The following is a 23,371-nucleotide window of genomic DNA, read 5'->3' on the forward strand; positions in this document are numbered from 1 at the left end:
GTCAAAGCCGCAGGGCGCGATCTGCGGTCGGTATTCGTAATTGCGAAAACAGAGATTGGCGATACTGCACCTTATACGTTGGGTCGCCGGCCGGGATCACGCCCGCCGTGCAACGCAACACCACCGGTCGTAGAGCAGGTCACGCCGGTTCTCGAAAATCTCAGCAACCCGCCCCTCTTCTGTGCACCACCCTTCCACCCGGGCTGCTTCCTCCTCTGTACCGATGGTGATCAGCGTCTCATCGGTGAGGGCGAGAAGCCCGGTGAGGATCGACTTCCAGAGACCCGCGTTGTAGGAGTAGATCTCTCCGGCCATGAACGCGGCACCGAGGGGCACCGGCGCGACGTAGTGTGAAGCCTTCCGCGCGTCGATGCACATGGTGTCGTCCGGGACGAGGCGCCCCTTCGAGAGGCCGAGTGCAAGGAGCGTCGGATCGTTATCGTAGGCGAGCGCCCGCACCCCGCCGGCCCGGAGAGCTGCGGTGCCGACCCCGGACCCGCAGCAGCAGTCGAGGCAGAGGGTTCCTGCACGGTCGCCCCAGACTTCGTCGAGGAGGTCGCGGATATTTGCCGTCCGATCAGGGCGCAGGTCTTCGAGAGCGGGAAGGGTGGTTGCCAGGAGTTCCGCGCTATAGTACTCGCGGACCGCTGAGAGCCATGCATCCCGCCTCTCCTGGTAAATATCACCTCCGACGGCCTCAAAACACTCGATGGCGGAGAGCGTCGGATCGCGGAAAAGGAACGAGACGGCGTACCATTCCTCGCCGTCATGGAGCGCGAGCGCGATCGGCTCCTCCTCTTCGTCGACCAGGAGACGGGCCTGGTCCGGCGTAGCCCGGAGCAGCATGGCCGTATAGGAGTCTACTGTCAGTTCCGCAAACGACGGTTCAACCAGCTGGCATCCGTCGACCTCAAGGATATCTGCAATCTTCATGCTGCTCGCCTCTCGATTTTCAGGCCCCCGGGTGCCCGGATGATCCCGTCCACGCGGGCATCCTCGTGCAGGGTGAGGCACTGGCAGGAGACGCTCCCGAGGATATGCACCTCCTGCTCGACGACTACGTCGCCGCTGCTCTGGACGTCCCCGTGGATGACCGAGCCCCGGCCGATGCTTGCGCTCTCCCGCGCATGCAGGCTCCCGAAGATCGTTGTCTCCTCCCGGATCCCGATCGAACCGGCGCGGATGTTCCCGTGCAGCCGGCACCCGGTCCCGACGGACATCCTCTCCGGGACCGAGAAAGTCTGCATGTTGACGACGGCGCCGGCCGGGATCATCAGCGGTGTTTCGTCGGGTGTCTCGTCGTCGCCGAAGAGTTTCTCGAGGACGGAACTCAGTTCCTCCTCCTTCTCGATCCCGAGGACGGCTACCAGGTACATTACGATATAGATGATGACCGGCATCGGGTTCCTTATAGAGATCCAGCCCTTCGCCTCGAATCCCCGTTCGATCTGGACGTTGTCCCCGATATCGAGATCACCTTTGACGACCAGCTTCCCCTGGATCTTGACTCCCTCGCCGAGGTAGGCGTCCTCCTCCACGACGACGTCCCCGTTGACCTCGCACCAGTTGTCGATTCTGGCGTCGCCGCCCGCAACGATGTCGCCGTTTATTTTGCTGAATTCACAGACCACGACATCGTTTCCGTATAGGCCGTAATCGATCCGACACTTCTCGCCGATGACGATGTCCTGCCCGGTCTTGAGGGTCCTCTCCTGGAGTTCAGTGTGGTCGGGGAGGATGCAGGCCTTTATCCAGTCGTGGTCTCCTGTCTGTTCCATTTACCCGGTATAATCTTCATGCGCCATACTTATGACTCTTATTAATTAGATCCAGGGCGATTGGCATGAGATCGTGACCGCGGATACGATGGAGGCCGCCCTCTGCACACGAGACCTCGTCAAACCGGGCAGTTCGGTCGGTACGGACCCCCGGGCCCCTGAAGACGACCGGGACCGGATCTGCGCTGTGATCCTTGACCGAGCAGGGGGTGCTGTGGTCTGCGCAGACGACGATCAGGGTATCGGAGAGCGCGAGCAGCGGTTCGAGCGCCGTGTCGATAGTCTCGATGAAGTCCCGTTTCAGGATGCCCTTCCCGTCGTGGCCGGCCTCGTCTGCGCCCTTGATGTTCATCAGGACGAAGTCTTTTCGGTCGAGTTCTCCAATGGCCGCCTTTACCTTGGCGTCGAGATCGGAGTCGACCGACCCCGTCGTCCCCGGCACCGGGACATGCTCGAGCCCCACCACTTTCCCGATCCCGGAGATGAGGGTGGCCGCGGAGATGACGCTCCCCGAGAGCCCGTAGCGCTCGGAGAACTGCGGAAACGAGCCCATATTCCCGGCGCCCCGGATCAGGAGGAGATTTCCCGGCGGGAGCCCTTCTTCCATCCGCCGGACATTCATCGGGTGGTCGAAGAGGATCTCCTGCGACTGGCGGATGAACTCATTGCAGGCTTCGGCGGTCTTCTGGTCAGCCGGTTCGTCGGTGCAGGGCAGGACGGTGAGCGGTCTTACCCCGTCTTTCTTCGGGTCGTTCGAGGAGACCTTATCGCCGAGCCCTTCTCCGGTGAGGGCGAGGGCCGCCCGGTGGCCGGCGCCTGACTCGAATCTGAACCCGAGACCGAGGGGTGAAAGATCCACGGTGTCGCGGATCGCTTCAGATAGGGATTCCGTCCCGGAGATCCGGCCGGCCCGGCGGTCGGTGACAAGGCCGTCCGCGTCCACGGTGGCAAAGTTGCACCGAAACCCGATCATTCCGGCGGTCATGTGGATCCCGGTTCCTTCGGCCTCGAGCGGGCCGCGGCCGGTGTAGTACTCCTGCGGTGGGTAGCCGAGAAGGGCGAGGTGGGAGGTGTCGGACCCCGGCCGGATGCCGGGCGCGATGGAGTCCATGATCCCGCATACGCCTTCAGCAGCGATCCTGTCGAGAACAGGGGTCCGTGCGGCGGCGAGCGGCGTCAGTCCGTCCAGTGCTTCGCAGGGGCGGTCGGAGATCCCGTCCAGTACCAGGAAGAGAATCCTGTCAGCAATCATCGAGAACAGATGCGATCCAGAACCTGATTACTCTTCCCGGTGGACGATGAATACCCGGGTTGCCAGGCCCCCTCCTTTCGCCTGGACAAGTGTCAGGCACCGTTCGACCTGGCGGAGCGCCTCCTTCGCGAGAGCGTCGCTTTCGGCGCGGCATTCCTCTCCGCAGCCGAGCATGATGAGGACGTTCGTGGTCTTGATCATATCTGCCGTGAGACACCGGATCTCCACGACCAGGTCTTCGCCGAGGACCGCCTCCATATCGCATACGACGTCGTAGAGCTGGTGCGAATACCGGTCAAGCAGTGAGTTTGTGGCATGAACCCTGGCTGCGTCGCTCTCCCTGGTCTGGAGGTCGGTCCACTCCCGGTGGAACTGGGTGAGCATCCCCCTGATGATCTCCCTCGCTATCGTCTGCTGTTCGTCGAAGGGCCGTCGTTCGAGCAGGGCCAGGTCTGCCCGCCGTATAGCCGCATACTGCTCCCGGGTCGTCACCATCTTCACCTCTTTGCCATGCTCCGACGGAGGTATGTCCGGTCACAGGGCATATATCCTTGTCGCCCCCGTCACCGGGATCGAGGGAACGGCGAAGATACGATGACTATAAAAAGTAGGGTGAGCAGCCGACCTTATACGGCCGCGACCTGCTCTAGTTTGGATTTGGTGATCTCGACCCGGCGGATTGGGTAGATCGTCTTCACGACCTTGAAGATGTCCCGGGCCATGTCGCCGGAGACGATATCCTTGACCAGGGTTTCGAAGTCGCTCTCCACCGCCCGGGCAGAGAGAGCCTGCGAGATTGCCTGCCGTACAGCGTGGACCTGGCTCTGGTCTGCCCGCGAGAGGGTGAGGCAGACGACCGTCACCCGGAGGAGTTTCTTGTCCTTGCTGACGACCGGGTGGATGGTGTCGATACGGGATGCCCGCCGCTTGACCATCGACCGGAGATAGTCCCGGGTCACTTCGTGCCCGACAAACTCGGTATACGCGGCATCGCCGGCCACGTTGTTGATCTTGAACCTCATCTTGATGTGGGACTTTGAGTAGTCCTGCACAACCTCGCCGAGCGTCGCGGTCATGATGCGGCCGACCATGTTCTCGGGGTCGGCCGAGATGGCGTCACCGATCTCGGCTTTGCCGAAGGCGTCAGGTACGTAAACACGATACCACTTCTTGGCCTTCCAGCCTTCCAGCCTTCTTCCAACCTGTTTCTTTCTTGCCATAGTATCACTTCTTTCTGTTAGTATCGATTATTCAGCCTATTTGATGCTGATTCGACTCTGGAACTCTCCGATCCGCTCTGCCGCCGTGAGGCGGCGGTGCATACGTCTTCTGCGATCGCCAGGTTCATAAGGTAGTCGTCCACCGAGGCGGTGATCGACCGGAGCCTGGTCCCACAGATCTCGGCCCGCACCGCGCCCTCGATCGCGGTTGTTCTGATCAGGGTGAGGTTGTCGGGCTCGAGTGCCGCGGCCACGCATTCGGGAAACCTGTGCGGCGTCTCGATGACGCCCTTGATCCGGATCATGCAAAAACCGCCTCCAGGAGCTCCTGTCTGAACCGGTCCAACTGGTCGGCGCGGATCCGGGCGCCGGCCCTCCGGCGATGTCCCCCGCCCTGGCCGCCGCACGCCTCCGCGAGCCTTCGCATCAGCGCCTCGAGGTCGAGGTCGATGCCCGGCGGGCAGCGTGCCGATACGGCGTAACGGTCTCCAACCTCTCCGATGACAAAGACCGGACTGTTCTGGACGAAGTCGTTTGCGAGCGCGTCTGCGACGTCGCTTGCGACCGACCCATCGCCCACCGCAAAGAGGGCGACGCGCTCGTCGAGGCGGCGCGCCCCACGGATGCCGGCGATGACCGCCTGCCGGTAGCGGGCGGTGATCTCCCAGGCTTCCTGGAGCGCGTGGCTTGAACGGAGACAGAGCGATGCGCCGATGTCGCCGTTGCCTGCCTTGCCGCAGGCGTCGACGACGGCGGCGAGACTCTGGGCCTCGTCGACCACCTCCCGGCCGAGGCTGTAGGTGGTGCCCCAGATCCCGCAGAGTGTGGAGACCGATGCGTCCGGGGCGGCCGCGAGGACGATCCGGGAGAGGAGGGACTCGACGTCCATATCGTCCTCGTCGGTGACCTCTGCGACCAGTGCCCGGGCGGCGTCGGGCTCACCCGAGAACCCGGGGAGGTAGGGATTGACGGCGAGCGCGAGCTGCTCGACGAGGCCTCTTCCCGGGAGGCGGAGGCCGCGGCGGGGCGCGATAAACCCGTTCGCAATTGCCTCGCTCGTGATCTCCCGGTTTGGCCCCTCGAAGGCCTGGCTGTCCCCGATGATCCCGAGGAGCGCGAGCCCCGCGAGATCCCGGTTGTCTCCCATGCGCTGGGCGACGAGGTAGGCCGCACCGGCTGCCGAGAGGTTCCGGTCGCCGTCGATCCCGGCGAGATGCGGGTTGACGTGGTGGTCGCCCTCGAAATGGGGCAGGTGGTGGTCCACCACCATCACGTCGTCGGGGAGGTCCGTGAGTGCCGATCCGAAGTCGCAGAGAAGCACGCTGCCGTCGCCGGGAAGGTCGGCCGTGGTGATGCCCGGGCGGATCCTCAGCCGGAACCGTCCGCCCTTGCGGAACATGGCGTGGCAGAGGATGGATGCGGCGGCTATACCGTCCGCATCGTGGTGCGCCAGCACCTCCACGAACTCCTGCTCGAGCAGGTGGTCGGCCAGGCTTGCAGCAGCGGCGTCAAGCGACATGGATCATCAGCGGGTGAGCAGGATCTCCGCGGTCTCCGGTTTGTAGGTCCAGCCTTTTGGCATCCGTCCGGACCTGACGTAGTACTTGACCAGTCTGCGCACCTTGGACTCGGCGATCTGCAGCTGCCGTTTATTGTGAACGTCTTTGTTGTTCTCCGCAAGGTGTTTCCTTATCCCGAGCGCTTTCTGCATCAGGTTCCGGAGATCCTCGGGGATCTCCGATTCAAGGTCCTTCTCGCGGAGGATTTCGTTCACGCGCTTACCTGTGGCGAGCTTGACGTCGGGGACGGCGTACCTGTCACGCAGTACAAGGCCGATCTGGCTTGCCGACATGCCGTCTTTGCGGAGCTCGACGATGATCTTCTCGATCTCAGCTGCGTCCGTATTGGACCACTCGGGCGCTTCCTTCCGGTAAGGTCGGACAGAACTACTGGTTCCGCGGCGCCGAGCATACATTCTTGCCATTCATGCACCTCCGTTAGATATACTATGTTAAGTCCAGAAAAGAGTCCTTTTACTGACTAATCTCTGTAATCCCGAGCCCTTACGGGCAGTGCTTCCGGGAGCACGTCGGACTTACCATAGCCAGCACATATTGTGCTGCATCATATTCTCCGGGAGGAATCTTAAGGGTATCGGATGCATGCGTGGTTACCAGCGGCAAAAGCGATTAGTGGGTGTTTATTATCGTTTAGAGTGACATTTATTGAGTGAACGGCGGACTCTCGCTCTCTCTTATGCCCGGTACCTTCACGAGGGAATCCCTTATCACCTTTAGCATTGCGGTTTCGACCCTGGTCGCGTTTGGTGCCACGACATACTGCCTCTCCACCGGAATATTCATCGTCTTCTCCCATCTTTTCTATATCCCGATTGTCCTTGCGGGCTACGGGTATCCGGAGCGGTGTCTTGCATTCACCGGTGCGCTTGCCGCCGGCTACTTTGCAGAGGTATTGTTCTTCTCCCCGGGCAATGATCTGGAGATTGCAAACGCCCTGCTCCGCATCGCGATGTTCTTCATTGTCGCCGTCGTTGTATCGAACCTCTCCAGCCGTCTGAAAGCGCGGGAGAGCCGGTACCGGGGGATATTCGAGACGTCTGGAGCAGGAATCTTTCTCTTCTCGCCCGGGACCGGGGAGATCGCGGAGATGAACCGGGGCTGTTCTACGCTGCTCGGGTATTCCGAGGAAGAGGCGCGGTCCCTGGAGATCTCCTCGATCTGGCCGGAATATTCCTATTTTTCCAACGTTCTTGAAGAAGGCCCGATCGAGAGTCTGGACTGTAGCCTCGCCGCCAGGGACGGGGCGCCCCGCCCGGTGCTCCTCTCGGCAACCCTTCTCCCCGGCCAGCAGGAGGGCTGTGCGGTGGTTACCGGAACGGCGGAACTGAAGCGGATGGAGAGCCGGCTCCGTCGTTCGGAGGAGATGCTCCGGGTCATCCTCGACACCACCGATGTCGGGATCATCCTCACTGATCCGGGCAGGGAGATTGCGGAGGCGAACACAGCTGCGGTCCAGCTCTTCGGCGCGGCTGGAAGGGAGGATCTGGTCGGAAGAAACCCCTGTGATCTGGTTGCCGAGAGCGACCGGGATATCGTTCGGGCCTACCGGGAAAAGGCGCTGCGCGGAGAGGCTCCTCTTCCGGGAGAGTGCACGCTCTGCAGGCTCGACGGCACCGAATGGCCTGCGGAGATCACGATCACTCGCTTTGAACAGAACGGGTCCTCTTCGGGGCTGCTGGTCGTCTCGTTCAGGGACATCACCGAACGGCGCCGGGCGGAAGAGGCAATTCGGGAAGAGAACCGGCGTCTCTCGGTTGTCAACGAGATCGTCGCTGCCGCGGCTGCGTCCCACGGGTTGGAAGACCTTTGCCGGCTCTCGCTCGCAAAGGTTCTCACCCTGCTCGGGTTCGACTGCGGGGCGGTCTACCTGGTTCATCCCGGGGATGATGTGGCGGTTCTCCGTGCCCAGGAGGGAGAGAGCCGGGTTCTGCCGGAGAAGGTGCACCGGGAGCACCCCCTCTATCAGGAACTTGTCCGGGCCGGAACGCTGCACTGCGTTGAGGACTTCGTAACGAGGTATCCCGGCTCAAGGGTACGTGTCCTTGCCATGATGCCCATCCCCGGTGATGACGGTCCGACGGGATGGATCGAGGTCGGGAGCAAGGTCAAGGAGACGATCACGCGGAGCGAGCGCGTGATCCTTCGCAGTGTCGGTGAGGAACTCGGCAACGCGATCGTGAAGGGGATGCTCCAGGAGGATCTTGAGGAGGCGCTCTCGGAGGTCAACCTCTACGTGGATATCCTCACCCACGACATCAACAACGCGAACACCATAGCGATGGGCTACCTGCAGATGCTCAGTGAGTCCGGCGACGGATCGGACGGGACATTCGTCGGGAAGTCACTTGCGGCTATCTACCAGAGCAACGAGGTTATTCAGAATGTCCTGGCACTCCGCAAGCTCAAATCAGGAGATGCCGAACTTCGGCCGGTGCCGCTCGGACCCGTGTTCCGGAACATCTGCAGTTACCACGCAGGATCCCACATCGTCTGCAACGGAGCGGACGCAACGCTCCTCGCCGACGACCTCATCAGCGTGGTCTTTGCGAACCTGATCGGCAACGCCGTTAAATTCGGCGGCCAGGAGGCCGTGATCACTGTCAGCGTTCAGGAAGAGGAAAATACGGTCACGGTGACGGTTGCCGATACCGGCCCCGGGGTCCCCGACGACCTCAAACCGCGCCTGTTTAAGCGCAGCGTTCGCGGGACGACGAAGAAGAGCGGGAAGGGTCTCGGCCTCTACATCGTTCGGATGCTTGTGGAACGCTATGGGGGAAGTGTCCGGGTGGGCGACCGGGTCCCCGGCCACCCGGAGGAGGGGGCGGCCTTCACGCTCACCCTGCCGCGTTACCGTCCGGCGACGGAGTGAGCCCAAGATTTATTTGTTCCCGGGTTAACGTGTACTGGTACCGGTGCGATAGTAGTCTAATGGTAGGACAGGGGCTTCCCAAGCCTCTAGTCCGGGTTCGATCCCCGGCTATCGCATGACATTTTTTCTTGTTGTTTGTTATTTCCCTTCCAGCATCCCTGTGCCGTCACTCCTCTCTTCCGCCGCCTTCCACGGCGATCTCGAACCGGCAGTGATCGAACCCCATCGAGTAGCACCGGGTCTCGACCGCCGCCGTCGGCCGGCCGTAGTGGCGTGAGAAGAGCGCCCGGAGGATGCCTGAGTCGAAGGCGCACGCGGGCCGGCCCGTGACCGGGAGATCGACGCACTCGAAGCAGTCGTAGACGAGGAGGACGAGCGGTTCCGTCCCTGCGACCTCGATTCTTCCCAGGTGGTGCTCCTCCCAGAACCGGGCGATATTCGTGCAGAAGGCTCTGGTCTCCGGGTGGGCCACTGCCGGGTAGAGTTCTTCGCCGATCCACTCTCCGGCCCGGGAGAGAAGCGGGTCGAGGAGGACTCCTTCCTGCATGAGCGCCACCCTGATCGCCCGAAACGCGAGCCGGTAGAACGCGTTCGGGTCGCGCGACCCCGCCTGGTATGCCCCTGCATAGGCGGCGAGCGCATCGACCACCCGGTCGTCCGGCGAGACGCTCGCGACGAGGTCGCCGGTTAGGAAAAAAACCTTTCTCCGGGAGTCCTCCGGATCGGGCTGCGACCCTATCACGCCCGCCGCCGTGAGATCCTGGAGGTGTACCGAGACCGTTGACTTGGCCCGACCCGCAAGGACGACGAGCTCCTCGAACGTATGCTCGCGCTCCCGGAGGGCCGCGAGGATACTACGCCGCACCGGGTTCCCGACCGCCCGTGTCCCTCCTGGTGTCGAATAGAGATCTATGTCACGGCTCGGTCTCGGCCGACCGGACCTCCCCCTGCCGGTCATCCCCTGTACCATAGGTACTGATCGAAAGGAAGATATATCAAATGTTCGGATATACTAGTACGTTCGTCGGACAACGAACGTTCGGGTGCCTGCTCCAGAACTTGCCCTCGCCGTCCACCGGACCGGGGCAGCTGGCTGCACACTCCCCGGAACAACCTGCAAGACTGGCCTCGTCCGTGGTGAGAGGACCGCTCACGCCGGATCCTTGATGCGGATCCCAACGTTTAAAGGCACACATGTTGGGTGGGGTCGCCCGGAACGGACCCATTCCCCGACTCACCTGAACTGGTACCCAAGGGATACAGGGTGAACGCATATGACGAAGACGGTAACCGACGTAATCTGCCCGTTCTGCGGGACGCTCTGCGACGACCTCGAGGTCGTCGTCAGCGATGATGGAAAGAAGATCCATGAGGTCTACAACGCGTGCGCTATCGGCGCCGAGAAGTTTCTCCACTCCCAGGCAAAAGACCGTATCACCCGCCCCCGCATGAGGCAGGAGGACGGGTCATGGAAGGAGATCTCCTACGAGGAGGCGGCCGAGTATACTGCCAGGATGCTCACCGACGCAAAGAAGCCCCTGATGTACGGCTGGAGCTCCACGAACTGCGAGGCGCAGTCCATTGGGTCAGAGATTGGCGAACTGGTCGGCGCGGTCATGGACAACACGGCGACCGTCTGCCACGGCACCTCCCTTATCGCGGTCCAGGATATCGGGATCCCGAGCTGCACACTCGGTGAGGTCAAGAACCGTGCCGACCGGATCCTCTTCTGGGGATGCAACCCGGCGCACGCCCACCCGCGGCACATGTCCCGCTACTCGATCTTCCCTCGTGGATTCTTCACCGGCAAGGGCCACACCGGCCGCAAGGTGATCGTCATCGACCCGCGGCCCACCGACACCGCCCGCATGGCGGACGTCCACCTGCAGGTCGAGCAGGGGCGCGACTATGAACTCCTCAATGCGCTCCGCGTGGCGTTCAAGGGCAAGCAGCTCCCTGACGTCGTCGCCGGCATTCCAAAGGAGCAGATCTACGAGGCCGCCGAGATGCTCAAGAGCGGCCGGTTCGCGATCATCTTCTTCGGCATGGGCGTGACCCAGTCGCTCGGGAAGAACCACAACATCGACGAGGCAATCGCGGTCACCCGGGACTTAAACGAGTACACGAAAGCAGCCATCATGCCGATGCGCGGGCACTACAACGTCACCGGCTCCGGCCAGGTCTGGGGCTGGCAGTTCGGGTTCCCCTTCGCGGTGGACCTCTCCCGCGGATACGCCCGCTACAACCCCGGCGAGACGACCTCCAACGACCTGCTCCGCAGGGACGAGGTGGACGCCGTCTTCGTCCTCGGCAGTGACCCCGGCGCGCACTTCCCGTTCAGCTCGGTCAAGAAGATCTACGACCGTCCGTCGGTCGCGATCGACCCGCACGAGACCCCGACCACTGAGGTCTGCAAGGTCCACGTCCCGGTCGCCTTCGTCGGCGTCGAGGTGGGCGGATGCGCATACCGGATGGACAACGTGCCGATTGAGACGAGAAAAGTCATCGAGCCCCCGGAGGGCATGATGACCGATGAAGAGTTCCTGAAACGCGTTCTTGCGCGGGTCAAGGAGATCCAGGGGGTGTAAGCGATGGCAGAGTATCTCATCAAGAACGGATTCGTCTTCGACCCGGTTCTCGGGATCAAGGGCGACAAAGCCGACGTCGCCATCAAGGACGGCAAGATCGTCGAGACGACGGCTCTCAGCAGCCCGAAGGTCATCGATGCCGCAGGCAAGACCGTCATGGCCGGTGGTGTCGATATCCACGCCCATGTCGCCGGCCCGAAGGTGAACATCGGCCGCAACTTCCGCCCGGAAGACAAACTCTTCACCTACAAGCCCAAAAACGGTATCGAGCGGATGCAGGGCGGGTTCTCGGTCCCGACGACGATCCGGACCGGCTACAACTACGCTCGGATGGGTTACACCACGGTGATGGAAGCGGCCATGCCGCCGCTCTACGCCCGGCACGTGCACGAAGAGATACGAGACACCCCAATCCTCGACCAGGGCGCCTACCCGGTCTTCGGGAACAACTGGTTCGTGCTTGAGTACCTCAAGAACCACGAGATCGAGAACACCGCTGCCTACATCGCCTGGCTCCTCAAGGCGACGAAGGGCTACGCGGTCAAGGTCGTCAACCCCGGCGGCACGGAAGCCTGGGGATGGGGCCTGAACTGCGAGAACGTGCACGACCCGGTCCCCTACTTCGACATCACCCCGGCGCAGATCATCAAGGGCCTCATCGAGGCGAACGAATACCTCGGTCTCCCGCACTCGATGCACATGCACGCGAACAACCTCGGGAACCCCGGCAACTACACGACGACGCTCGATACGTTCAAACTCTCGGAGGGCATCAAGCCGAACAGCAAGTTCGGCCGCGACCAGGTGATGCACCACACCCACGTCCAGTTCCACTCCTACGGCGGTGACTCCTGGGCGAACGTCGACTCCCGCACAAAAGAGATCATGGACTACGTGAACTCGCACGACAACATCACCATCGACATGGGCCAGGTGACGCTCGACGAGACCACGACCATGACCGCCGACGGACCGTTCGAGCACCACCTCACCGAGCTGAACCATCTGAAGTGGGCGAACACCGATGTGGAACTCGAGACCGGCTCGGGCGTCGTGCCCTACGTCTACAGCCCCGATATCAAGGTCTGCGCTATCCAGTGGGCTATCGGCCTCGAACTTGCGCTGCTCGCAAAAGACCCGATGCGCATCTTCATCACTACCGACCACCCGAACGCCGGGCCGTTCATCCGCTACCCGCGGATCATGAAGTGGCTCATGAGCCAGGAGGCTCGTGAGCAGCAGATCGACGCCTTCAAGCACAAGGACAAGGTCATCGACGCGACCAACATCGCCGGCATCGACCGCGAACTCGACCTCTACGAGATCGCGCAGATGACCCGGGCAGGGCCGGCAAAGTCGCTCGGTCTTGCGCACATGTACGGCAGCCTTGCGCCCGGCCTCGAAGCGGATGTTGCCGTCTACGACTTCAACCCGAACGAGCCCTACGCACCCGACGACATCGAGACGGCGTTCTCGAACGCGGAGCACCTCTTCAAGACCGGTGTTCAGGTCGTCAGGGACCGCGAGATCGCGAGCAACGGCAACAAGCGGACCCTCTGGGTGAACGCGAAGGTCAACGAGAACCCGCAGGTGATGCGTGACGTCAAGGAGAAGTTCCTCCGCTACTACACCGTCACCTTAAACAACTACGAGGTCAGCGGGCACTACCTCCCGAACCCGTACGTGATCGAGGTCGATGCCACACAGTGAGGCGCGTTGCAACTACCATGGTGAGCCGGTCCGGGCTATTCTCCGGGGCCCGCTACACTGCCTCCATTGCATTCGCAAGAACGGACCGGATGATCTTATAGTAAAACCCGAGTCCCCGGAGCGTTCGGAGACTTAGGGTGTCGGTTATCGGTGGCGCCTCTCACTGTCACTCAAAATACCTCTCTTTTCCGGGCCCGGCCGGCCGGGTCATGATGCACCCGTATGCCTGGTCGGGGCAGCAGTGGTCGATCTCGCGGCTCCGGTCTGCTCTCCACCCGGCGCCCATCTGGCGCTCCTCAGATCAAGATCGAAAAAGGGATATAGGGAATGTTCTGATATAGGTATGTTCGTATTGTCACGAACGGTTTGAGGAACAACCATGATGGCTACAGAACTTGCCCCCGGCGTCCACTGGGTCGGGGCGATCGACTGGAATCTCCGGGAGTATCACGGCTACACCCTCCCGGGAACGACATACAACGCCTATCTCGTGCGGGGCGAGAAGACGGCGCTGATCGACGGCGCTTACGCTGGATTCGAGGGTGAAGTCCTCGGCCGTATCGGATCCGTCTGCGACCCGGGCGCGATCGATTACATCGTCGTGAACCACATTGAGATGGATCACTCCGGCACCCTGCCGGCATTCGTGCGGCGGATGCCCGGCGTCCCGATCTACTGCACGGAGCGGGCCCGCACCGGTCTTGCCCGCCATTACGACACAGATGGATGGAACATTCGGGTTGTCAGGTCCGGCGACACCCTCGACCTCGGCGGAAAGACCCTCGTCTTCCTCGAGGCGCCGATGCTCCACTGGCCCGACTCGATGTTCACCTACCTCGCCGAAGACGCCATCCTCTTCCCGAACGACGCCTTCGGGCAGCACGTCGCGAGCGCCGCCCGGTTCGACGACGAGATCGGGCACGACGCGGCGATGGCCCATGCGCAGAAGTTCTACGCAAACCTGATCGTGCCACTTGCGCCGAAGGTCTTAAAGAAACTCGACGAGGTCGGGAGCCTCGGCATCGAGATCAGGATGATCGCGCCAAGCCACGGCATCATCTGGCGGTCGCATGCCGGCGATATCCTCAAGGCCTATACCGACTGGAGCCGGGGCGTTGCAAAAGACAAGGTCACGATCGTCTACGACACCATGCACGGCTCGACCACGATGCTGGCAAAGGCGGTTGCCGAAGGTGTCATGGCCGAAGGCGCCGACGTCCGGGTCTGCCTCCTCGCCGACGGCCGCTACGAAGGAACGCACAGGAGCGACATCGTCACGGAGGTGCTCGACTCGAAGGCGGTCCTCGTCGGGTCGCCGACGCTCCAGGACGAGGTCCTCCCCACGGTGGCCGGATTCCTCAGTTACCTCCGCGGGCTTCGGCCGGGCCGCCTTGGAGCAAAGAAGATCGGGTGCGCGTTCGGATCGCACGGCGGTATGGGGGGTGCGGTCGCCCAGGCAGAGGATGCCCTGAAGGCGGCCGGGATTGAGGTGATCGACGGTGGGTTCCAGGTGAACTACCGCCCGGACGGCGACGAGCTTGCCCGGGCGTATGAACTCGGGCGAAAGGTGGCGCGGGAGATCCGCGCCCGGTAGTGCCAGGGTTCGCGTGCCATCCCCCAGCAACATTATGCCGGACAGATCGTCCCGATACCTCCTTTTTTCAGCCCGCCGGTGCGGCAAACCCGCGTCTCATCCAGGCGAACGCCGCGAGCGCCCCGACCTGCATCGCCACCAGGAACCCGACGACGAGCGGCACGGCGACCGTGTAGGCCCAGCCGATGACGACGCTCCCGGCAAACCAGGCCGCCCCATAGATGGTGTTGAATATCCCGTATGCCGTCCCGCGCTTGCTGATATGGGTATAATCCGCGACGGCAGCACGGAGGATCGTCTCCTGTGCGCCCATCGCCGCGCCCCAGAGCAGAACAGCGGCAAGCGCGAGGGCGTAACTCGTCCCGAAGGCGAGGAAGGGGATGCCGATGGCAAGGAGCGGCACGGAGAGGAGGGTGACAAGCCCGAACCGGTCGTATGCCCGCCCGATCGCGAGAGCCGCTATGGCATCGACGCCCATGGCGACGGCGTAGAAGAGCGGGATCTCTGCTTCTGAGACCGTGCCGGTGACGGCGAAGTGGTAGGCGATGACCGGGAACGCCGCAAACCCGGCCATGGTGAGCGCGGTGAAGACGGCGTACGGGAGCAGGGACCCCGGGAGGGTGGTTCCCCGGGAATCGGAGCCGCTATCCTCAAGTGAAACCGGTTCAGGCGCCCGACGCCGGGCGAAGAGGAGGGCGAGGATCATCAGCACAAACGGGACGGCGAGGAGGGCAAACCCGCTCCGGTAGTCTCCCTGCGCAAGGAAGATGGCGGTAAAGATCAGGGGCCCAATGACCGCCCCGATCTGGTCGAGGGCCTCGTGCACGGCAAATCCCCAACCCCGGCCGACCGTCGCCGTGGCATTCGCCAGGATGGCGTCCCGTGCCGGCACCCGGATGCCCTTCCCCGCCCGTTCGAGGATGAGGAGAAGCGCGGCGGCCTCCCAGGACCCGGCGAGCGCGAGGAGCGGGACTGCGGCGAGCATCCCGTAGCCAATGAACGTGATCGCCCAGTAGTGCCGCGTGGTATCGGCCAGGTACCCGGAGGCCAGGCGCAGGGCGTAGCCAAGGAACTCACCGAGCCCCGCGACCACCCCGACGGCGAGAGCGCCGGCACCGAGGATGTAGAGGTAGGGGCCGGAGACGCTCCGTGCCCCTTCGTAGATGACATCCCCAAAGAGGCTTACGATGCCGAAGAGGACGATCACGGTGTAGGCTGCACGGTGTTTGCCGTCCATTGATGGTAATCTGTCGTTTATCGCCCATAAACCCTCTCTGACGGCCTGAGGTGTCCTCCTCTCGCCCCCGACTGTTACCGGCCCGGAGGAGGAGCTGCCGGATCCAAAACCCCGGGGGAACCATAATCACGGCCTCCCGCCACCTACCCTCTCTTGTGGTGCACCACTGGATAAGGAGCCGCCGGGGAGGGGGACCGGCATGAAGAACTTGCGCTGGATCGCGCTCTCGCTCCTCCTCAGCGGCGCGGCCCTCGCGGGGCTGCTCGCGGCGACCTTCACCCCAGCAACCCGGGCCTACCTCGGGGAGGTCGGCGTCGCCGCCCTCCTTCTTGCCCTGGGGCTCCGGGCCGCGTCGATCCTCTGCCGCATGGTCCGGATCGGGGTCATCTGCCGCGGCCTCGGCTACACCGTGCCGTTATCGAGCCTCGCGATCACCCAGAGCCTCTCGCTCTTCGCCGGCTCGCTCACCCCCGGCCAGGTGGGCGGCGAACCCGTCCGGATTCACCGGCTCTCGCGAGCCGGGCTCGCCGTCGGGGACGCCGTTGCCGTTGTCGTCACGGAGCGGGTCCTCGACCTCGCCGTCTTCGTCTCCATCACTCTTGCAGCCCTTTTCGCCGTCCGACACCTCTGGAGTTACCTTGCCGCCACCATCCTCTATCCGGTGGCGGCCTTCCTCCTCCTCGTCCTTGTCCTTCTCGCTGCACTCACCGTTCTGATTCGCCGCCCGTCCCTCGCGAACCGGGTTATCGGCGGCGCTGCCATCCGGGTGCTCGATCGGTGCGGCCGGAGCCGGCGCTGGCTCCGGTTCTGTCCAGGCGCGGAGGGTGCGGAGCACCTCACCCGGCGGATCGAGCGCGAAACCGAGACCTTTGCCGCGAGTTCTTCCCGGTTTGCGAGGGCCGGCCGCCGGGCCGTCGGCGGCGCGATCCTGATCAGCATCATCGACTGGGTCTTCCTCTTCTCCACGGCATCGGCACTGCTCATCGCACTCGGGCTGCCGCCGTCCCTCCCGGAGTCGTTCCTCTTCCAGGGTGTCCTCCAGATGATCGCAACCGTCCCGCTCGTCCCCGGCGCGGCAGGGATCGCGGAGCTTGGCGCTGCCACGCTGTACAGTCGGATCGTGCCCACCTACCTCCTCGGCCTCTTCGTCGTTCTCTGGCGGCTGATCCTCTACTTCCTTAACATTCCCCTCGGTCTCCTCGCGGCCGCTCTTGCCGCGCGGGAGACCCCTACTGAAAACCTATAACTCTTATGAGACCAAAATCTATCAATTAACGAGGATATGACGAAAAATGCCCTGTTCGTGAAGCGATCGGAGGACCTTTTGATCTCCGACCGGGGAGGGTCATGACCACCGATACCGATATGTATGCTCTCTCGATCATCACCGAGAATAGGGCCGGCGTGCTGCGCGATGTGGCCACGGTGATGGCAGATTACCGGGCAAACATCCAGATGATCCAGCAGTCGATCATCACCGACGGCCCGAACACCGGGAATGCCTACCTCTACTTCGAGTTCGAGGAGTGCGGAAATCATGGCGAACTCATCGCCGATCTGGCACGGGTGCCGTCTGTCGTCGACGTCACCATCTACCCGCCGTTCTCCCGGATATTCGGGTCGAGGGTGATCATCATCGGCGGCGGTGCACAGGTGGCGCAGGTGGCGCTCGGCGCCGTGAACGAGGCGGACCGCCACAACATCCGCGGCGAGCGGATATCGGTGGACACGATTCCTCTCGTCGGCGAGCAGGATCTGGCGCTCGCCGTGGATGCGGTGGCCCGGCTGCCCCGGGCGACCATCCTGGTGCTCGCCGGGTCGCTGATGGGCGGCGAGGTCTCGCGGGCGGTGGAACGTGTCCGGGCGGCGGGCATCCCGGTGATCGCCCTCAAGATGGCCGGCAGCGTTCCTTCGCACGCCGATCTGGTCGTGACCGACCCCATCCAGGCCGGGGTCTTTGCCGTGATGCACGTCAGCGGCAAGGCCGTCTTTGATATCAACCGCGTGCGTGGGCGTGAATTCTGATATGGATCCCATCGATATGGCTGTTCGGGTGCTCTCGCGGGACGGGCTCGTCGTCTATCCTACCGAGACGGTTTACGGCCTCGGGGCGGACGCACTCTCCGAGGATGCCGTGATGCGTGTGTATGAAGCCAAGAACCGGCCGGTCGGCAAACCAATATCGATCGCGGTCTCGGATACGGAGATGCTTGCCGCCGTCGCGGTGGTGGACGACGCGGCGAGGGCCTTCATCGAGCGGTTCCTGCCCGGCCCGGTGACGGTGCTCCTCCCGGCGAAGTCCTGCCTGCCGGCGGTGCTGACGGGCGGGACGGGTCTCATCGGTATCCGGTGGCCCGATCATCCGGTCGCTATCGCTATCATCGCCCGGCTTGATGCGCCGATCACGTCCACCAGCGCGAATATGTCGGACGATATTCCGCCGACCCGGCCCGATGAGGTCTCGGTCCCCCACGACTACCTGGTTGATGGGGGGGAACTCCCCGGGACCCCGAGCACGGTGGTGGACCTGACCGTCCGGCGTATCCTCCGGAAGGGTGCGAAATGGGAAGCGGTGGAGGCGTTCCTGGAGAGCCTGAAATGAATGCGATACGGCTTCGCGACTTCATCGAGGATCGCGACGGCTGCCTCTATGCGGTCTCGAACTACGACAACGCCGACCGGATCGGGTGCATCCTCCGCTACGTTCCCGACGCGGACGGGGAGCGAACGAACCGCGCCGGCCGGCGGTATCATAAATACGATTTTGCCGAGTCTTTCGACTGGGTCCGGGAGCACAAGCCGGAGTACCTGGATAGTGTCCACCGGGTGCCCTACTGCGACGTGGTCCGGATCTATAAGCCGGAGGAGGAGATCGGGAGGGTGGCGGCCCGCAACGTCCGGGTGGCAAGGCTCCTCTCCCACTTCGATCTCTCGCCGGGCTCGTTCGGGTGCACGGGTTCGCTGCTCTGCGGCCTGGAGAACGACGCTTCCGACATCGACCTGGTGGTCTACGGCGACGCCTGGTTCGTCGCGCAGCACCAGCTCCGCCGCCTGGTGGAGACGGGAGTGATCCCCGGGATGAGTACCGCGATGTGGCGGAAGGTCTACGACAAGAGGGTGCCGGAGATCTCCTTTGAAACTTTTGTTCTGCACGAGCAGCGGAAGTGGAACCGGGGGGAGTTCGAGGGGACCTATTTTGACCTCCTCTATACCCGCGCCTACAAAAACCTGGATGCGGTCCCCTCCGGCGCGGGGAAGGTGGTCGGCCGGGCGACGATCGAGGCGACGGTCACCGACGCCTCCCTCTCCTTCGACAGCCCGGCGATCTACGCGGTGGATCACGATGAGATCAGCCGGGTGCTCTCCTTCACCCACACCTACTCGGGCCAGGCGCTCGCGGGGGAGGTCATCGAGGCGAAGGGCGTCGTGGAGGAACACGGCGACGAGCGGTGGCTGATCGTCGGGACGACCCGCGAGGCGAAGGGTGAGTACATCGTCTCGAAGACGCTGCTTGAGAGCGTTTAGAAGAGGTCGGAGAGCCGCCGCGGCCCGGCGGTGCACCGTTCGAGGTGCGGGCACCCCTCGCAGGGCGCCCGGAGGGGCCGGGGCGGGAGTTCGCCCGCGACCACCCTTTTTGCCGCCCGGATCGCCTTGATCATCTCCCGCCGGTCCCGGGGCTGGGGCTCGACGTAGCGGCAGACACCGCTTGCGACGTACTCGACGTAGCCGCCGGCGATGGGGCGGCCGAGGGTTTCTTTGAGGCAGGCGACGTAACAGGCGACCCGGAGCCGGTCGGTGCCATAGATCCCCGCTTTCGGGGCGGTGCTCGACCGGGCGACGGCGAACGTTCCGTCCTCGAAGATTTTATCGACTCTTCCCCGGATGCCGAGGGTGTCGGACTCGACGGCGAGGTCGGCCTGGACGGGCCGCTGCCAGGCGGTCTCCCGGCAGGCGCCGACGCACTCATCGAGGAGTTCCCGGGTCTCTTCGGAGGCGTCGGGGAGGACGCAGAGGACCTCCCGCCAGATCTCCTCTGCCTCGAGGAGTTCGCCGAGGTGCGTGGAGACCTGTTTACAGACAGTGTAGCGGGGCGACTCCGGGTGCTCCTCCGACCGCTCGAAGTAGTAGCGGCGGGGACAGATGTGGCACGCGACGACGCCGGATACCGGGATGTATTCGCTCATGTTCAGCCAATCACGTATAGAAAGGTTTACACCCTCCCTCTATAAAATAAGGGACATCCATGAACCGGAACCTGATTCTTATCGCCACGCTGATCGTGCTTGGCTGTGCGGCCTTCTCCGGGGGATGCCTCTCGGGGACGACGGCACCCGGACCGGCGACCGCCGTCGTTCCCTCCCTGCCGGCGGACTGGCTGCCGGTGGCGGACGGGGAGGCCGGAGGCGGTGCGCTTCCGCCCGGGGATGAGATCCCGTTTTCGTCGATGTGACGGCAAGACCAACCCTTATGCCGGAGCGGGTCACAGAAGAAGGGTATGGCAAACCGCGAGATATCGGTCAACATCCCCGGCAACCTCGATCCGGTCTACTCCAACCGCATCCAGATCGCTTATAAGGAAGACGAGTTCACGTTCCTCTTTCTGCACGAGATCCCCGGCATGAACCAGGCGCGGGGGAAGGCAATCGTCTCGATCAGCCCCCGGCACGCGAAGAACCTTGTCGAGGTGCTCGCGAAGAGCGTCGCCGACTACGAGCAGAAGTTCGGCAAGATAACCGCCCCGGAGGCCACAGCGCAGCAGGAGAGCAACGTCACCATCCGGGGGTACTCCTGAACGGGGCCGGACCGACGGGCTCCCGGCAGGTGATACCTTTTTAATTCCGAAGGTGCAACATTGTAAGGCAGTTGCCGCTGTGGCTTAGCGGTATAGCGGCTGATTCGTAATCAGCAGGTCGGGGGTTCAAGTCCCCCCAGCGGCTCTTTTCGTTGAAGATTCAAATCTGTATATATGCACTTTTTGCCGATTCGTGGGTTCGATAGTAGGCCGTGGGTTCAGAACCCCTCAGGGAAAGACACCATAGATCTCTTCCCGGTAGTCCGGGTGGACCCTTGCCAGATCCTTCAAAAACGTCTTTTTATAGCGGCAAAGGACCATGCTACCGTTTCTTCATACGTGCATAGCACTGCTGCGCCTCGTTGAGCAAGAGGGATTCTTCCTTCTCGACCTCTTCCATCGAGAGCGCAAGCCCGCAGTCTTCGAGGAGCTCCTCGATCTTCTCGAACGTCTCGATGTCGAGAACGACCCCGACCTTCCTGTCGTTGTCGGTTACGATGTACTGCCGTTTGATATTGATCACCGCTCATCACCTCCTGCCGCTCTCGCCTGCACGGGTATCTTGGCAGAGTAAAACAATAAATGTTGAGGTATTCTGGCCGCGGCTCAAAACAATACCATCGCGACGAAGGGGATGGTCGGGACCGTTCCGGACGTCTGGAGGAAGATGATGCCGGATGCCGGCTCCCTTACCTCTACCCCTCCCCGGTGAAAGGCCCGGATCGTCTTCCTGGGATCGCCAATAGATCTCTTCCCGTGAGCCAGAAGATGGATAACCCATCCCCTCCCACCTCTGATCCGAAACCCATGGCAACCAACACCGGCATCCCGGCAATCACCCTCTCCCTCCTCGGCATCGCGTTCGTGCTGCACTTCTCGGCCGCACCCTACTACTTCATCGGCTCCCCTCCGACAGGGCTCAGCACCGGCACCCTCGGCCTGATCATCTGCATCCTCGGGGTGCTCCTCGCCGGCGTTGCGGCTGCGAAAAAGGAGTGAGACTGAGAAAAAGGGGAGAAGTGCACCTCCTCGCCCGGAGCCCGGGCAGCCACTCACTCTTTTATCCCGGCATCCGGTATGCGAGGATGACGGCCGAGACTCCCCCGAAGGTGGCAAGCCCTGCGAGGAGCAGCACCAGGGCCACCGCCCCGATGAGCGGGTCCGCGATCAGGACGAGGCCGAAGATGATGCTCAGGATACCGAGAACCCCCGTTCCCCATCCGCTACTGGAGAACCCCTGCACCAGGTAAATTGCCCCGATGACGAGACTCTCCACCCCGATGATGACGGCGTAGATCGTCGGGATGAGGATGGCGCTGTAGAGGGGGTAGGCGAGCACGAGGATACCCGCGAGGATGCCGAGGATGCCAACCAGCATCTTCCAGCCCCATCCGGTTTTATGTCGGGAGAGGCTGAGGAGCACGACGATACCATTCGCCAGCCAGTAGATGCCGAGGACGGTGACAGGGAGTGCGTATACGGTTCATGCCGGGAGGTCCCGGCCCGCCTATCCCCCGCCCGCAGCCTCCCGGAGCGTGAACAAAAACACCGCTCCTTCTTCCGGACGGCCCGGCACCCGGTCTTCGACCCGGATCCTGCCGCCGTAGCGCTCCACCAGGATCCGGACCAGGTACAGCCCGAGCCCTTCCCCGACGCCGCGTTTTTGCTGCTCGTAGCGGTGGAAGACTGCCTGCTTGTCCGCATCCGGGATGCCGGGCCCGGTGTCCTCGACGGATACCAGCACCTCGCCGTCCCGTTCCTCGACCCGGACGGTTATGGCGACCCCGGACCCGCCGTACTTGACGGCGTTGCCGATGAGGTTTCCGAAGATCTCGCAGAGGAGATCGTCGGCAAGAACCTGCCGTGGGATCCCCTCGTAGCGGATAGAGGCCCCAGGGAAGTTGGCTATCTCCGCCTTGATGACCGCATCGAGGTCGGTCGGCCGGATATCGGGTGGTCCTGCGTAGATCCGCCGGATCTTCGAGACGATGCCGAGGATCTCGATGCTCTTCTGGACGCTCCGCTGCAACTTCTCTGCGTACCCGGCCGGCTCTCCGTCCAGGGTCTCGACGAGCAGTTCGGCGTAGAGGTTCGAGACGTTCTCGGTGTTCCCGATATCGTGGGTCAGGATATCCAGGTAGAGGTTTGCCTCCCGGTGCGAAGCCTCCAGCTGGCGGTGCACCCGGGCGAGCTCGTCGGTGCGGTGCCGGAGTGCCTCTTCCGCTCTTCTCCGTTCATGTACTTCGGCCGTCATCGCCCTGAGAAATTTCTGCTGGTTGCGAAAAACGAAGAACGCGGCGAATACAGCCAGCAGGGTGGTGAACCCGACGGTGGTGATGTGCGTCTCCATGATGGAGATGTTCGGGTAAAAGAGCGTCTTGGCGAGCTGGAACGCGCTCATCAACAGGAGCGTGATTGCGGCGACTTTTCCGAGCGCAAGGAGCATGCTGGCCGATTTGAATTCTTCGTTCAAGGCTACCCTCCGCAAGGAAACTGCATCCTCTCAAGTATCGTGGGATGGTGGCGTGATATGGTCGGAAGATGTGTGCGTGGACATGGTTTGTCGAAGATGGAGACCCCGATCACCGTTCAGCAGGTGAGATAGGCGTTCAGGCGGGCCCTGATATCTGCGAGTTATCCGAATGTAGCACTTTCTTCGCAATAAAGCAATCCCTGATGATCGAACCGGGTGTGCCTCTCTCTGACTGCAGCGTGCTGCCGTTCGCAGAATCCTGCAAGCGTCTGGCGGGA

25 protein-coding genes, 2 tRNA genes and 1 pseudogene are annotated in these 23,371 nt (G+C 62.9%); 13 read left to right on the plus strand and 15 right to left on the minus strand.

Features of this window, described 5'->3' with window-relative positions; genetic code table 11:
- Nucleotides 1-96: 96 nt before the first annotated feature.
- The 8 genes from HL657_RS03020 to HL657_RS03055 form a co-directional block, all read right to left on the minus strand.
- A complete protein-coding gene (locus tag HL657_RS03020; RefSeq protein ID WP_317295353.1) occupies nucleotides 97-933 on the minus strand; it encodes a class I SAM-dependent methyltransferase in 837 nt (278 codons plus the stop codon).
- Entirely contained in the window at nucleotides 930-1,778 is an 849-nt protein-coding gene (locus tag HL657_RS03025; RefSeq protein WP_317295354.1) for a polymer-forming cytoskeletal protein, read from the minus strand. Before HL657_RS03025 ends, HL657_RS03020 begins: the two co-directional genes overlap by 4 nt.
- Before the next feature lie 16 nt (nucleotides 1,779-1,794).
- The gene (locus HL657_RS03030; RefSeq protein ID WP_317295355.1) at nucleotides 1,795-3,030 is read right to left on the minus strand and encodes a 2,3-bisphosphoglycerate-independent phosphoglycerate mutase; all 1,236 of its coding nucleotides are present in this window, start codon (nucleotides 3,028-3,030) and stop codon (nucleotides 1,795-1,797) included.
- Between the two features lie 27 nt (nucleotides 3,031-3,057).
- Nucleotides 3,058-3,525 (minus strand): hypothetical protein, encoded by a 468-nt coding sequence (locus HL657_RS03035; RefSeq protein WP_317295356.1) that lies wholly within the window; start codon nucleotides 3,523-3,525, stop codon nucleotides 3,058-3,060.
- 131 nt (nucleotides 3,526-3,656) lie between these two features.
- On the minus strand, nucleotides 3,657-4,250 hold the full coding sequence (locus HL657_RS03040) for a 30S ribosomal protein S3ae (RefSeq protein WP_317295357.1): 594 nt from the start codon (nucleotides 4,248-4,250) through the stop codon (nucleotides 3,657-3,659).
- Nucleotides 4,251-4,267: 17 nt separating this feature from the next.
- Nucleotides 4,268-4,555 carry a KEOPS complex subunit Pcc1 gene (locus HL657_RS03045; protein ID WP_317295358.1) on the minus strand — a complete coding sequence of 96 codons (288 nt, stop codon included), beginning with the start codon at nucleotides 4,553-4,555 and terminating at the stop codon, nucleotides 4,268-4,270.
- Entirely contained in the window at nucleotides 4,552-5,769 is a 1,218-nt protein-coding gene (locus tag HL657_RS03050) for a DHH family phosphoesterase (protein WP_317295359.1), read from the minus strand. The genes HL657_RS03045 and HL657_RS03050 overlap by 4 nt, the downstream gene beginning before the upstream one ends.
- Before the next feature lie 6 nt (nucleotides 5,770-5,775).
- Entirely contained in the window at nucleotides 5,776-6,234 is a 459-nt protein-coding gene (locus tag HL657_RS03055; RefSeq protein WP_317295360.1) for a 30S ribosomal protein S15, read from the minus strand.
- Between the two features lie 272 nt (nucleotides 6,235-6,506).
- On the opposite strand from HL657_RS03055, the gene HL657_RS03060 reads away from it, so the two are divergent.
- Both HL657_RS03060 and HL657_RS03065 read left to right on the plus strand, forming a co-directional pair.
- The gene (locus tag HL657_RS03060) at nucleotides 6,507-8,699 is read left to right on the plus strand and encodes a PAS domain S-box protein (RefSeq protein ID WP_317295361.1); all 2,193 of its coding nucleotides are present in this window, start codon (nucleotides 6,507-6,509) and stop codon (nucleotides 8,697-8,699) included.
- Between the two features lie 45 nt (nucleotides 8,700-8,744).
- Nucleotides 8,745-8,815, plus strand: a tRNA-Gly gene (locus tag HL657_RS03065).
- A 50-nt stretch (nucleotides 8,816-8,865) separates the two neighbouring features.
- Here the strand turns inward: HL657_RS03065 and HL657_RS03070 are convergent.
- Complete coding sequence (locus tag HL657_RS03070) at nucleotides 8,866-9,564, minus strand: V4R domain-containing protein (RefSeq protein WP_394804639.1); 699 nt, start codon at nucleotides 9,562-9,564, stop codon at nucleotides 8,866-8,868.
- Between the two features lie 409 nt (nucleotides 9,565-9,973).
- Between HL657_RS03070 and HL657_RS03075 the strand changes: the two genes are divergently transcribed.
- The 3 genes from HL657_RS03075 to HL657_RS03085 all read left to right on the plus strand — a co-directional run bounded on the left by HL657_RS03075 (nucleotide 9,974) and on the right by HL657_RS03085 (nucleotide 14,591).
- Nucleotides 9,974-11,287 carry a formylmethanofuran dehydrogenase subunit B gene (locus HL657_RS03075; RefSeq protein ID WP_317295363.1) on the plus strand — a complete coding sequence of 438 codons (1,314 nt, stop codon included), beginning with the start codon at nucleotides 9,974-9,976 and terminating at the stop codon, nucleotides 11,285-11,287.
- A gap of 3 nt (nucleotides 11,288-11,290) precedes the next feature.
- Nucleotides 11,291-12,997, plus strand: a complete 1,707-nt coding sequence (locus tag HL657_RS03080; RefSeq protein WP_317295364.1) for a formylmethanofuran dehydrogenase subunit A — start codon at nucleotides 11,291-11,293, stop codon at nucleotides 12,995-12,997.
- A gap of 379 nt (nucleotides 12,998-13,376) precedes the next feature.
- Complete coding sequence (locus HL657_RS03085; protein WP_317295365.1) at nucleotides 13,377-14,591, plus strand: FprA family A-type flavoprotein; 1,215 nt, start codon at nucleotides 13,377-13,379, stop codon at nucleotides 14,589-14,591.
- 67 nt (nucleotides 14,592-14,658) lie between these two features.
- Here HL657_RS03085 and HL657_RS03090 read toward each other — a convergent pair whose 3' ends face one another.
- A complete protein-coding gene (locus HL657_RS03090; protein WP_048114809.1) occupies nucleotides 14,659-15,828 on the minus strand; it encodes an MFS transporter in 1,170 nt (389 codons plus the stop codon).
- Nucleotides 15,829-16,027: 199 nt separating this feature from the next.
- Between HL657_RS03090 and HL657_RS03095 the strand changes: the two genes are divergently transcribed.
- From HL657_RS03095 to HL657_RS03110, 4 genes are all read left to right on the plus strand, one after another.
- Nucleotides 16,028-17,074 (plus strand): lysylphosphatidylglycerol synthase transmembrane domain-containing protein, encoded by a 1,047-nt coding sequence (locus HL657_RS03095; RefSeq protein WP_317295366.1) that lies wholly within the window; start codon nucleotides 16,028-16,030, stop codon nucleotides 17,072-17,074.
- A 101-nt stretch (nucleotides 17,075-17,175) separates the two neighbouring features.
- On the plus strand, nucleotides 17,176-17,853 hold the full coding sequence (locus tag HL657_RS03100) for a DUF5612 domain-containing protein (RefSeq protein WP_317295367.1): 678 nt from the start codon (nucleotides 17,176-17,178) through the stop codon (nucleotides 17,851-17,853).
- 1 nt (nucleotide 17,854) lies between these two features.
- Complete coding sequence (locus HL657_RS03105) at nucleotides 17,855-18,430, plus strand: L-threonylcarbamoyladenylate synthase (protein ID WP_317295368.1); 576 nt, start codon at nucleotides 17,855-17,857, stop codon at nucleotides 18,428-18,430.
- A complete protein-coding gene (locus tag HL657_RS03110) occupies nucleotides 18,427-19,353 on the plus strand; it encodes a DNA polymerase subunit beta (protein WP_317295369.1) in 927 nt (308 codons plus the stop codon). The genes HL657_RS03105 and HL657_RS03110 overlap by 4 nt, the downstream gene beginning before the upstream one ends.
- Here the strand turns inward: HL657_RS03110 and HL657_RS03115 are convergent.
- Nucleotides 19,350-20,012 carry a CRISPR-associated protein Cas4 gene (locus HL657_RS03115; protein ID WP_317295370.1) on the minus strand — a complete coding sequence of 221 codons (663 nt, stop codon included), beginning with the start codon at nucleotides 20,010-20,012 and terminating at the stop codon, nucleotides 19,350-19,352. The genes HL657_RS03110 and HL657_RS03115 overlap by 4 nt on opposite strands.
- A gap of 59 nt (nucleotides 20,013-20,071) precedes the next feature.
- Here HL657_RS03115 and HL657_RS03120 point away from each other — a divergent pair, with 59 nt between their 5' ends.
- The 3 genes from HL657_RS03120 (at nucleotide 20,072) to HL657_RS03130 (ending at nucleotide 20,765) form a co-directional block, all read left to right on the plus strand.
- Entirely contained in the window at nucleotides 20,072-20,278 is a 207-nt protein-coding gene (locus HL657_RS03120; protein ID WP_317295371.1) for a hypothetical protein, read from the plus strand.
- A gap of 45 nt (nucleotides 20,279-20,323) precedes the next feature.
- Nucleotides 20,324-20,620, plus strand: a complete 297-nt coding sequence (locus tag HL657_RS03125; RefSeq protein WP_317295372.1) for a DUF3467 domain-containing protein — start codon at nucleotides 20,324-20,326, stop codon at nucleotides 20,618-20,620.
- A 73-nt stretch (nucleotides 20,621-20,693) separates the two neighbouring features.
- Nucleotides 20,694-20,765 (plus strand) — tRNA-Thr (locus HL657_RS03130).
- Between the two features lie 177 nt (nucleotides 20,766-20,942).
- On the opposite strand, the gene HL657_RS03135 is transcribed toward HL657_RS03130, so the two are convergent.
- Nucleotides 20,943-21,143 carry a hypothetical protein gene (locus HL657_RS03135; protein WP_317295373.1) on the minus strand — a complete coding sequence of 67 codons (201 nt, stop codon included), beginning with the start codon at nucleotides 21,141-21,143 and terminating at the stop codon, nucleotides 20,943-20,945.
- A 284-nt stretch (nucleotides 21,144-21,427) separates the two neighbouring features.
- Here HL657_RS03135 and HL657_RS03140 point away from each other — a divergent pair, with 284 nt between their 5' ends.
- Nucleotides 21,428-21,619 carry a hypothetical protein gene (locus HL657_RS03140; protein ID WP_317295374.1) on the plus strand — a complete coding sequence of 64 codons (192 nt, stop codon included), beginning with the start codon at nucleotides 21,428-21,430 and terminating at the stop codon, nucleotides 21,617-21,619.
- A gap of 61 nt (nucleotides 21,620-21,680) precedes the next feature.
- Here HL657_RS03140 and HL657_RS03145 read toward each other — a convergent pair whose 3' ends face one another.
- The 3 genes and pseudogenes from HL657_RS03145 to HL657_RS03155 form a co-directional block, all read right to left on the minus strand.
- Nucleotides 21,681-21,959, minus strand: a complete 279-nt coding sequence (locus HL657_RS03145) for a DUF308 domain-containing protein (protein WP_317295614.1) — start codon at nucleotides 21,957-21,959, stop codon at nucleotides 21,681-21,683.
- Between the two features lie 6 nt (nucleotides 21,960-21,965).
- Nucleotides 21,966-22,073: pseudogene (locus HL657_RS03150) on the minus strand (HdeD family acid-resistance protein); the annotation flags it as partial.
- Between the two features lie 54 nt (nucleotides 22,074-22,127).
- Nucleotides 22,128-23,093 (minus strand): sensor histidine kinase, encoded by a 966-nt coding sequence (locus tag HL657_RS03155; protein WP_317295375.1) that lies wholly within the window; start codon nucleotides 23,091-23,093, stop codon nucleotides 22,128-22,130.
- Between the last annotated feature and the right edge of the window lie 278 nt (nucleotides 23,094-23,371).

Origin of the sequence: Methanoculleus nereidis (assembly GCF_032944295.1) — an archaeon.
GTDB lineage: Archaea > Halobacteriota > Methanomicrobia > Methanomicrobiales > Methanoculleaceae > Methanoculleus > Methanoculleus nereidis.

What these genes read in the sequence shown, in the direction of transcription:
- HL657_RS03025 (WP_317295354.1), bottom strand. Translation starts at nt 1,778, where the DNA reads ATGGAACAGACAGGAGACCACGACTGGATAAAGGCCTGCATCCTCCCC.
- HL657_RS03090 (WP_048114809.1), bottom strand. Translation starts at nt 15,828, where the DNA reads ATGGACGGCAAACACCGTGCAGCCTACACCGTGATCGTCCTCTTCGGC.
- HL657_RS03100 (WP_317295367.1), top strand. Translation starts at nt 17,176, where the DNA reads ATGACCACCGATACCGATATGTATGCTCTCTCGATCATCACCGAGAAT.
- HL657_RS03110 (WP_317295369.1), top strand. Translation starts at nt 18,427, where the DNA reads ATGAATGCGATACGGCTTCGCGACTTCATCGAGGATCGCGACGGCTGC.
- HL657_RS03095 (WP_317295366.1), top strand. Translation starts at nt 16,028, where the DNA reads ATGAAGAACTTGCGCTGGATCGCGCTCTCGCTCCTCCTCAGCGGCGCG.
- HL657_RS03050 (WP_317295359.1), bottom strand. Translation starts at nt 5,769, where the DNA reads ATGTCGCTTGACGCCGCTGCTGCAAGCCTGGCCGACCACCTGCTCGAG.
- HL657_RS03120 (WP_317295371.1), top strand. Translation starts at nt 20,072, where the DNA reads ATGAACCGGAACCTGATTCTTATCGCCACGCTGATCGTGCTTGGCTGT.
- HL657_RS03035 (WP_317295356.1), bottom strand. Translation starts at nt 3,525, where the DNA reads ATGGTGACGACCCGGGAGCAGTATGCGGCTATACGGCGGGCAGACCTG.
- HL657_RS03080 (WP_317295364.1), top strand. Translation starts at nt 11,291, where the DNA reads ATGGCAGAGTATCTCATCAAGAACGGATTCGTCTTCGACCCGGTTCTC.
- HL657_RS03030 (WP_317295355.1), bottom strand. Translation starts at nt 3,030, where the DNA reads ATGATTGCTGACAGGATTCTCTTCCTGGTACTGGACGGGATCTCCGAC.
- HL657_RS03060 (WP_317295361.1), top strand. Translation starts at nt 6,507, where the DNA reads ATGCCCGGTACCTTCACGAGGGAATCCCTTATCACCTTTAGCATTGCG.
- HL657_RS03115 (WP_317295370.1), bottom strand. Translation starts at nt 20,012, where the DNA reads ATGAGCGAATACATCCCGGTATCCGGCGTCGTCGCGTGCCACATCTGT.
- HL657_RS03140 (WP_317295374.1), top strand. Translation starts at nt 21,428, where the DNA reads ATGGCAACCAACACCGGCATCCCGGCAATCACCCTCTCCCTCCTCGGC.
- HL657_RS03020 (WP_317295353.1), bottom strand. Translation starts at nt 933, where the DNA reads ATGAAGATTGCAGATATCCTTGAGGTCGACGGATGCCAGCTGGTTGAA.
- HL657_RS03125 (WP_317295372.1), top strand. Translation starts at nt 20,324, where the DNA reads ATGGCAAACCGCGAGATATCGGTCAACATCCCCGGCAACCTCGATCCG.
- HL657_RS03075 (WP_317295363.1), top strand. Translation starts at nt 9,974, where the DNA reads ATGACGAAGACGGTAACCGACGTAATCTGCCCGTTCTGCGGGACGCTC.
- HL657_RS03045 (WP_317295358.1), bottom strand. Translation starts at nt 4,555, where the DNA reads ATGATCCGGATCAAGGGCGTCATCGAGACGCCGCACAGGTTTCCCGAA.
- HL657_RS03105 (WP_317295368.1), top strand. Translation starts at nt 17,855, where the DNA reads ATGGATCCCATCGATATGGCTGTTCGGGTGCTCTCGCGGGACGGGCTC.
- HL657_RS03055 (WP_317295360.1), bottom strand. Translation starts at nt 6,234, where the DNA reads ATGGCAAGAATGTATGCTCGGCGCCGCGGAACCAGTAGTTCTGTCCGA.
- HL657_RS03085 (WP_317295365.1), top strand. Translation starts at nt 13,377, where the DNA reads ATGATGGCTACAGAACTTGCCCCCGGCGTCCACTGGGTCGGGGCGATC.
- HL657_RS03040 (WP_317295357.1), bottom strand. Translation starts at nt 4,250, where the DNA reads ATGGCAAGAAAGAAACAGGTTGGAAGAAGGCTGGAAGGCTGGAAGGCC.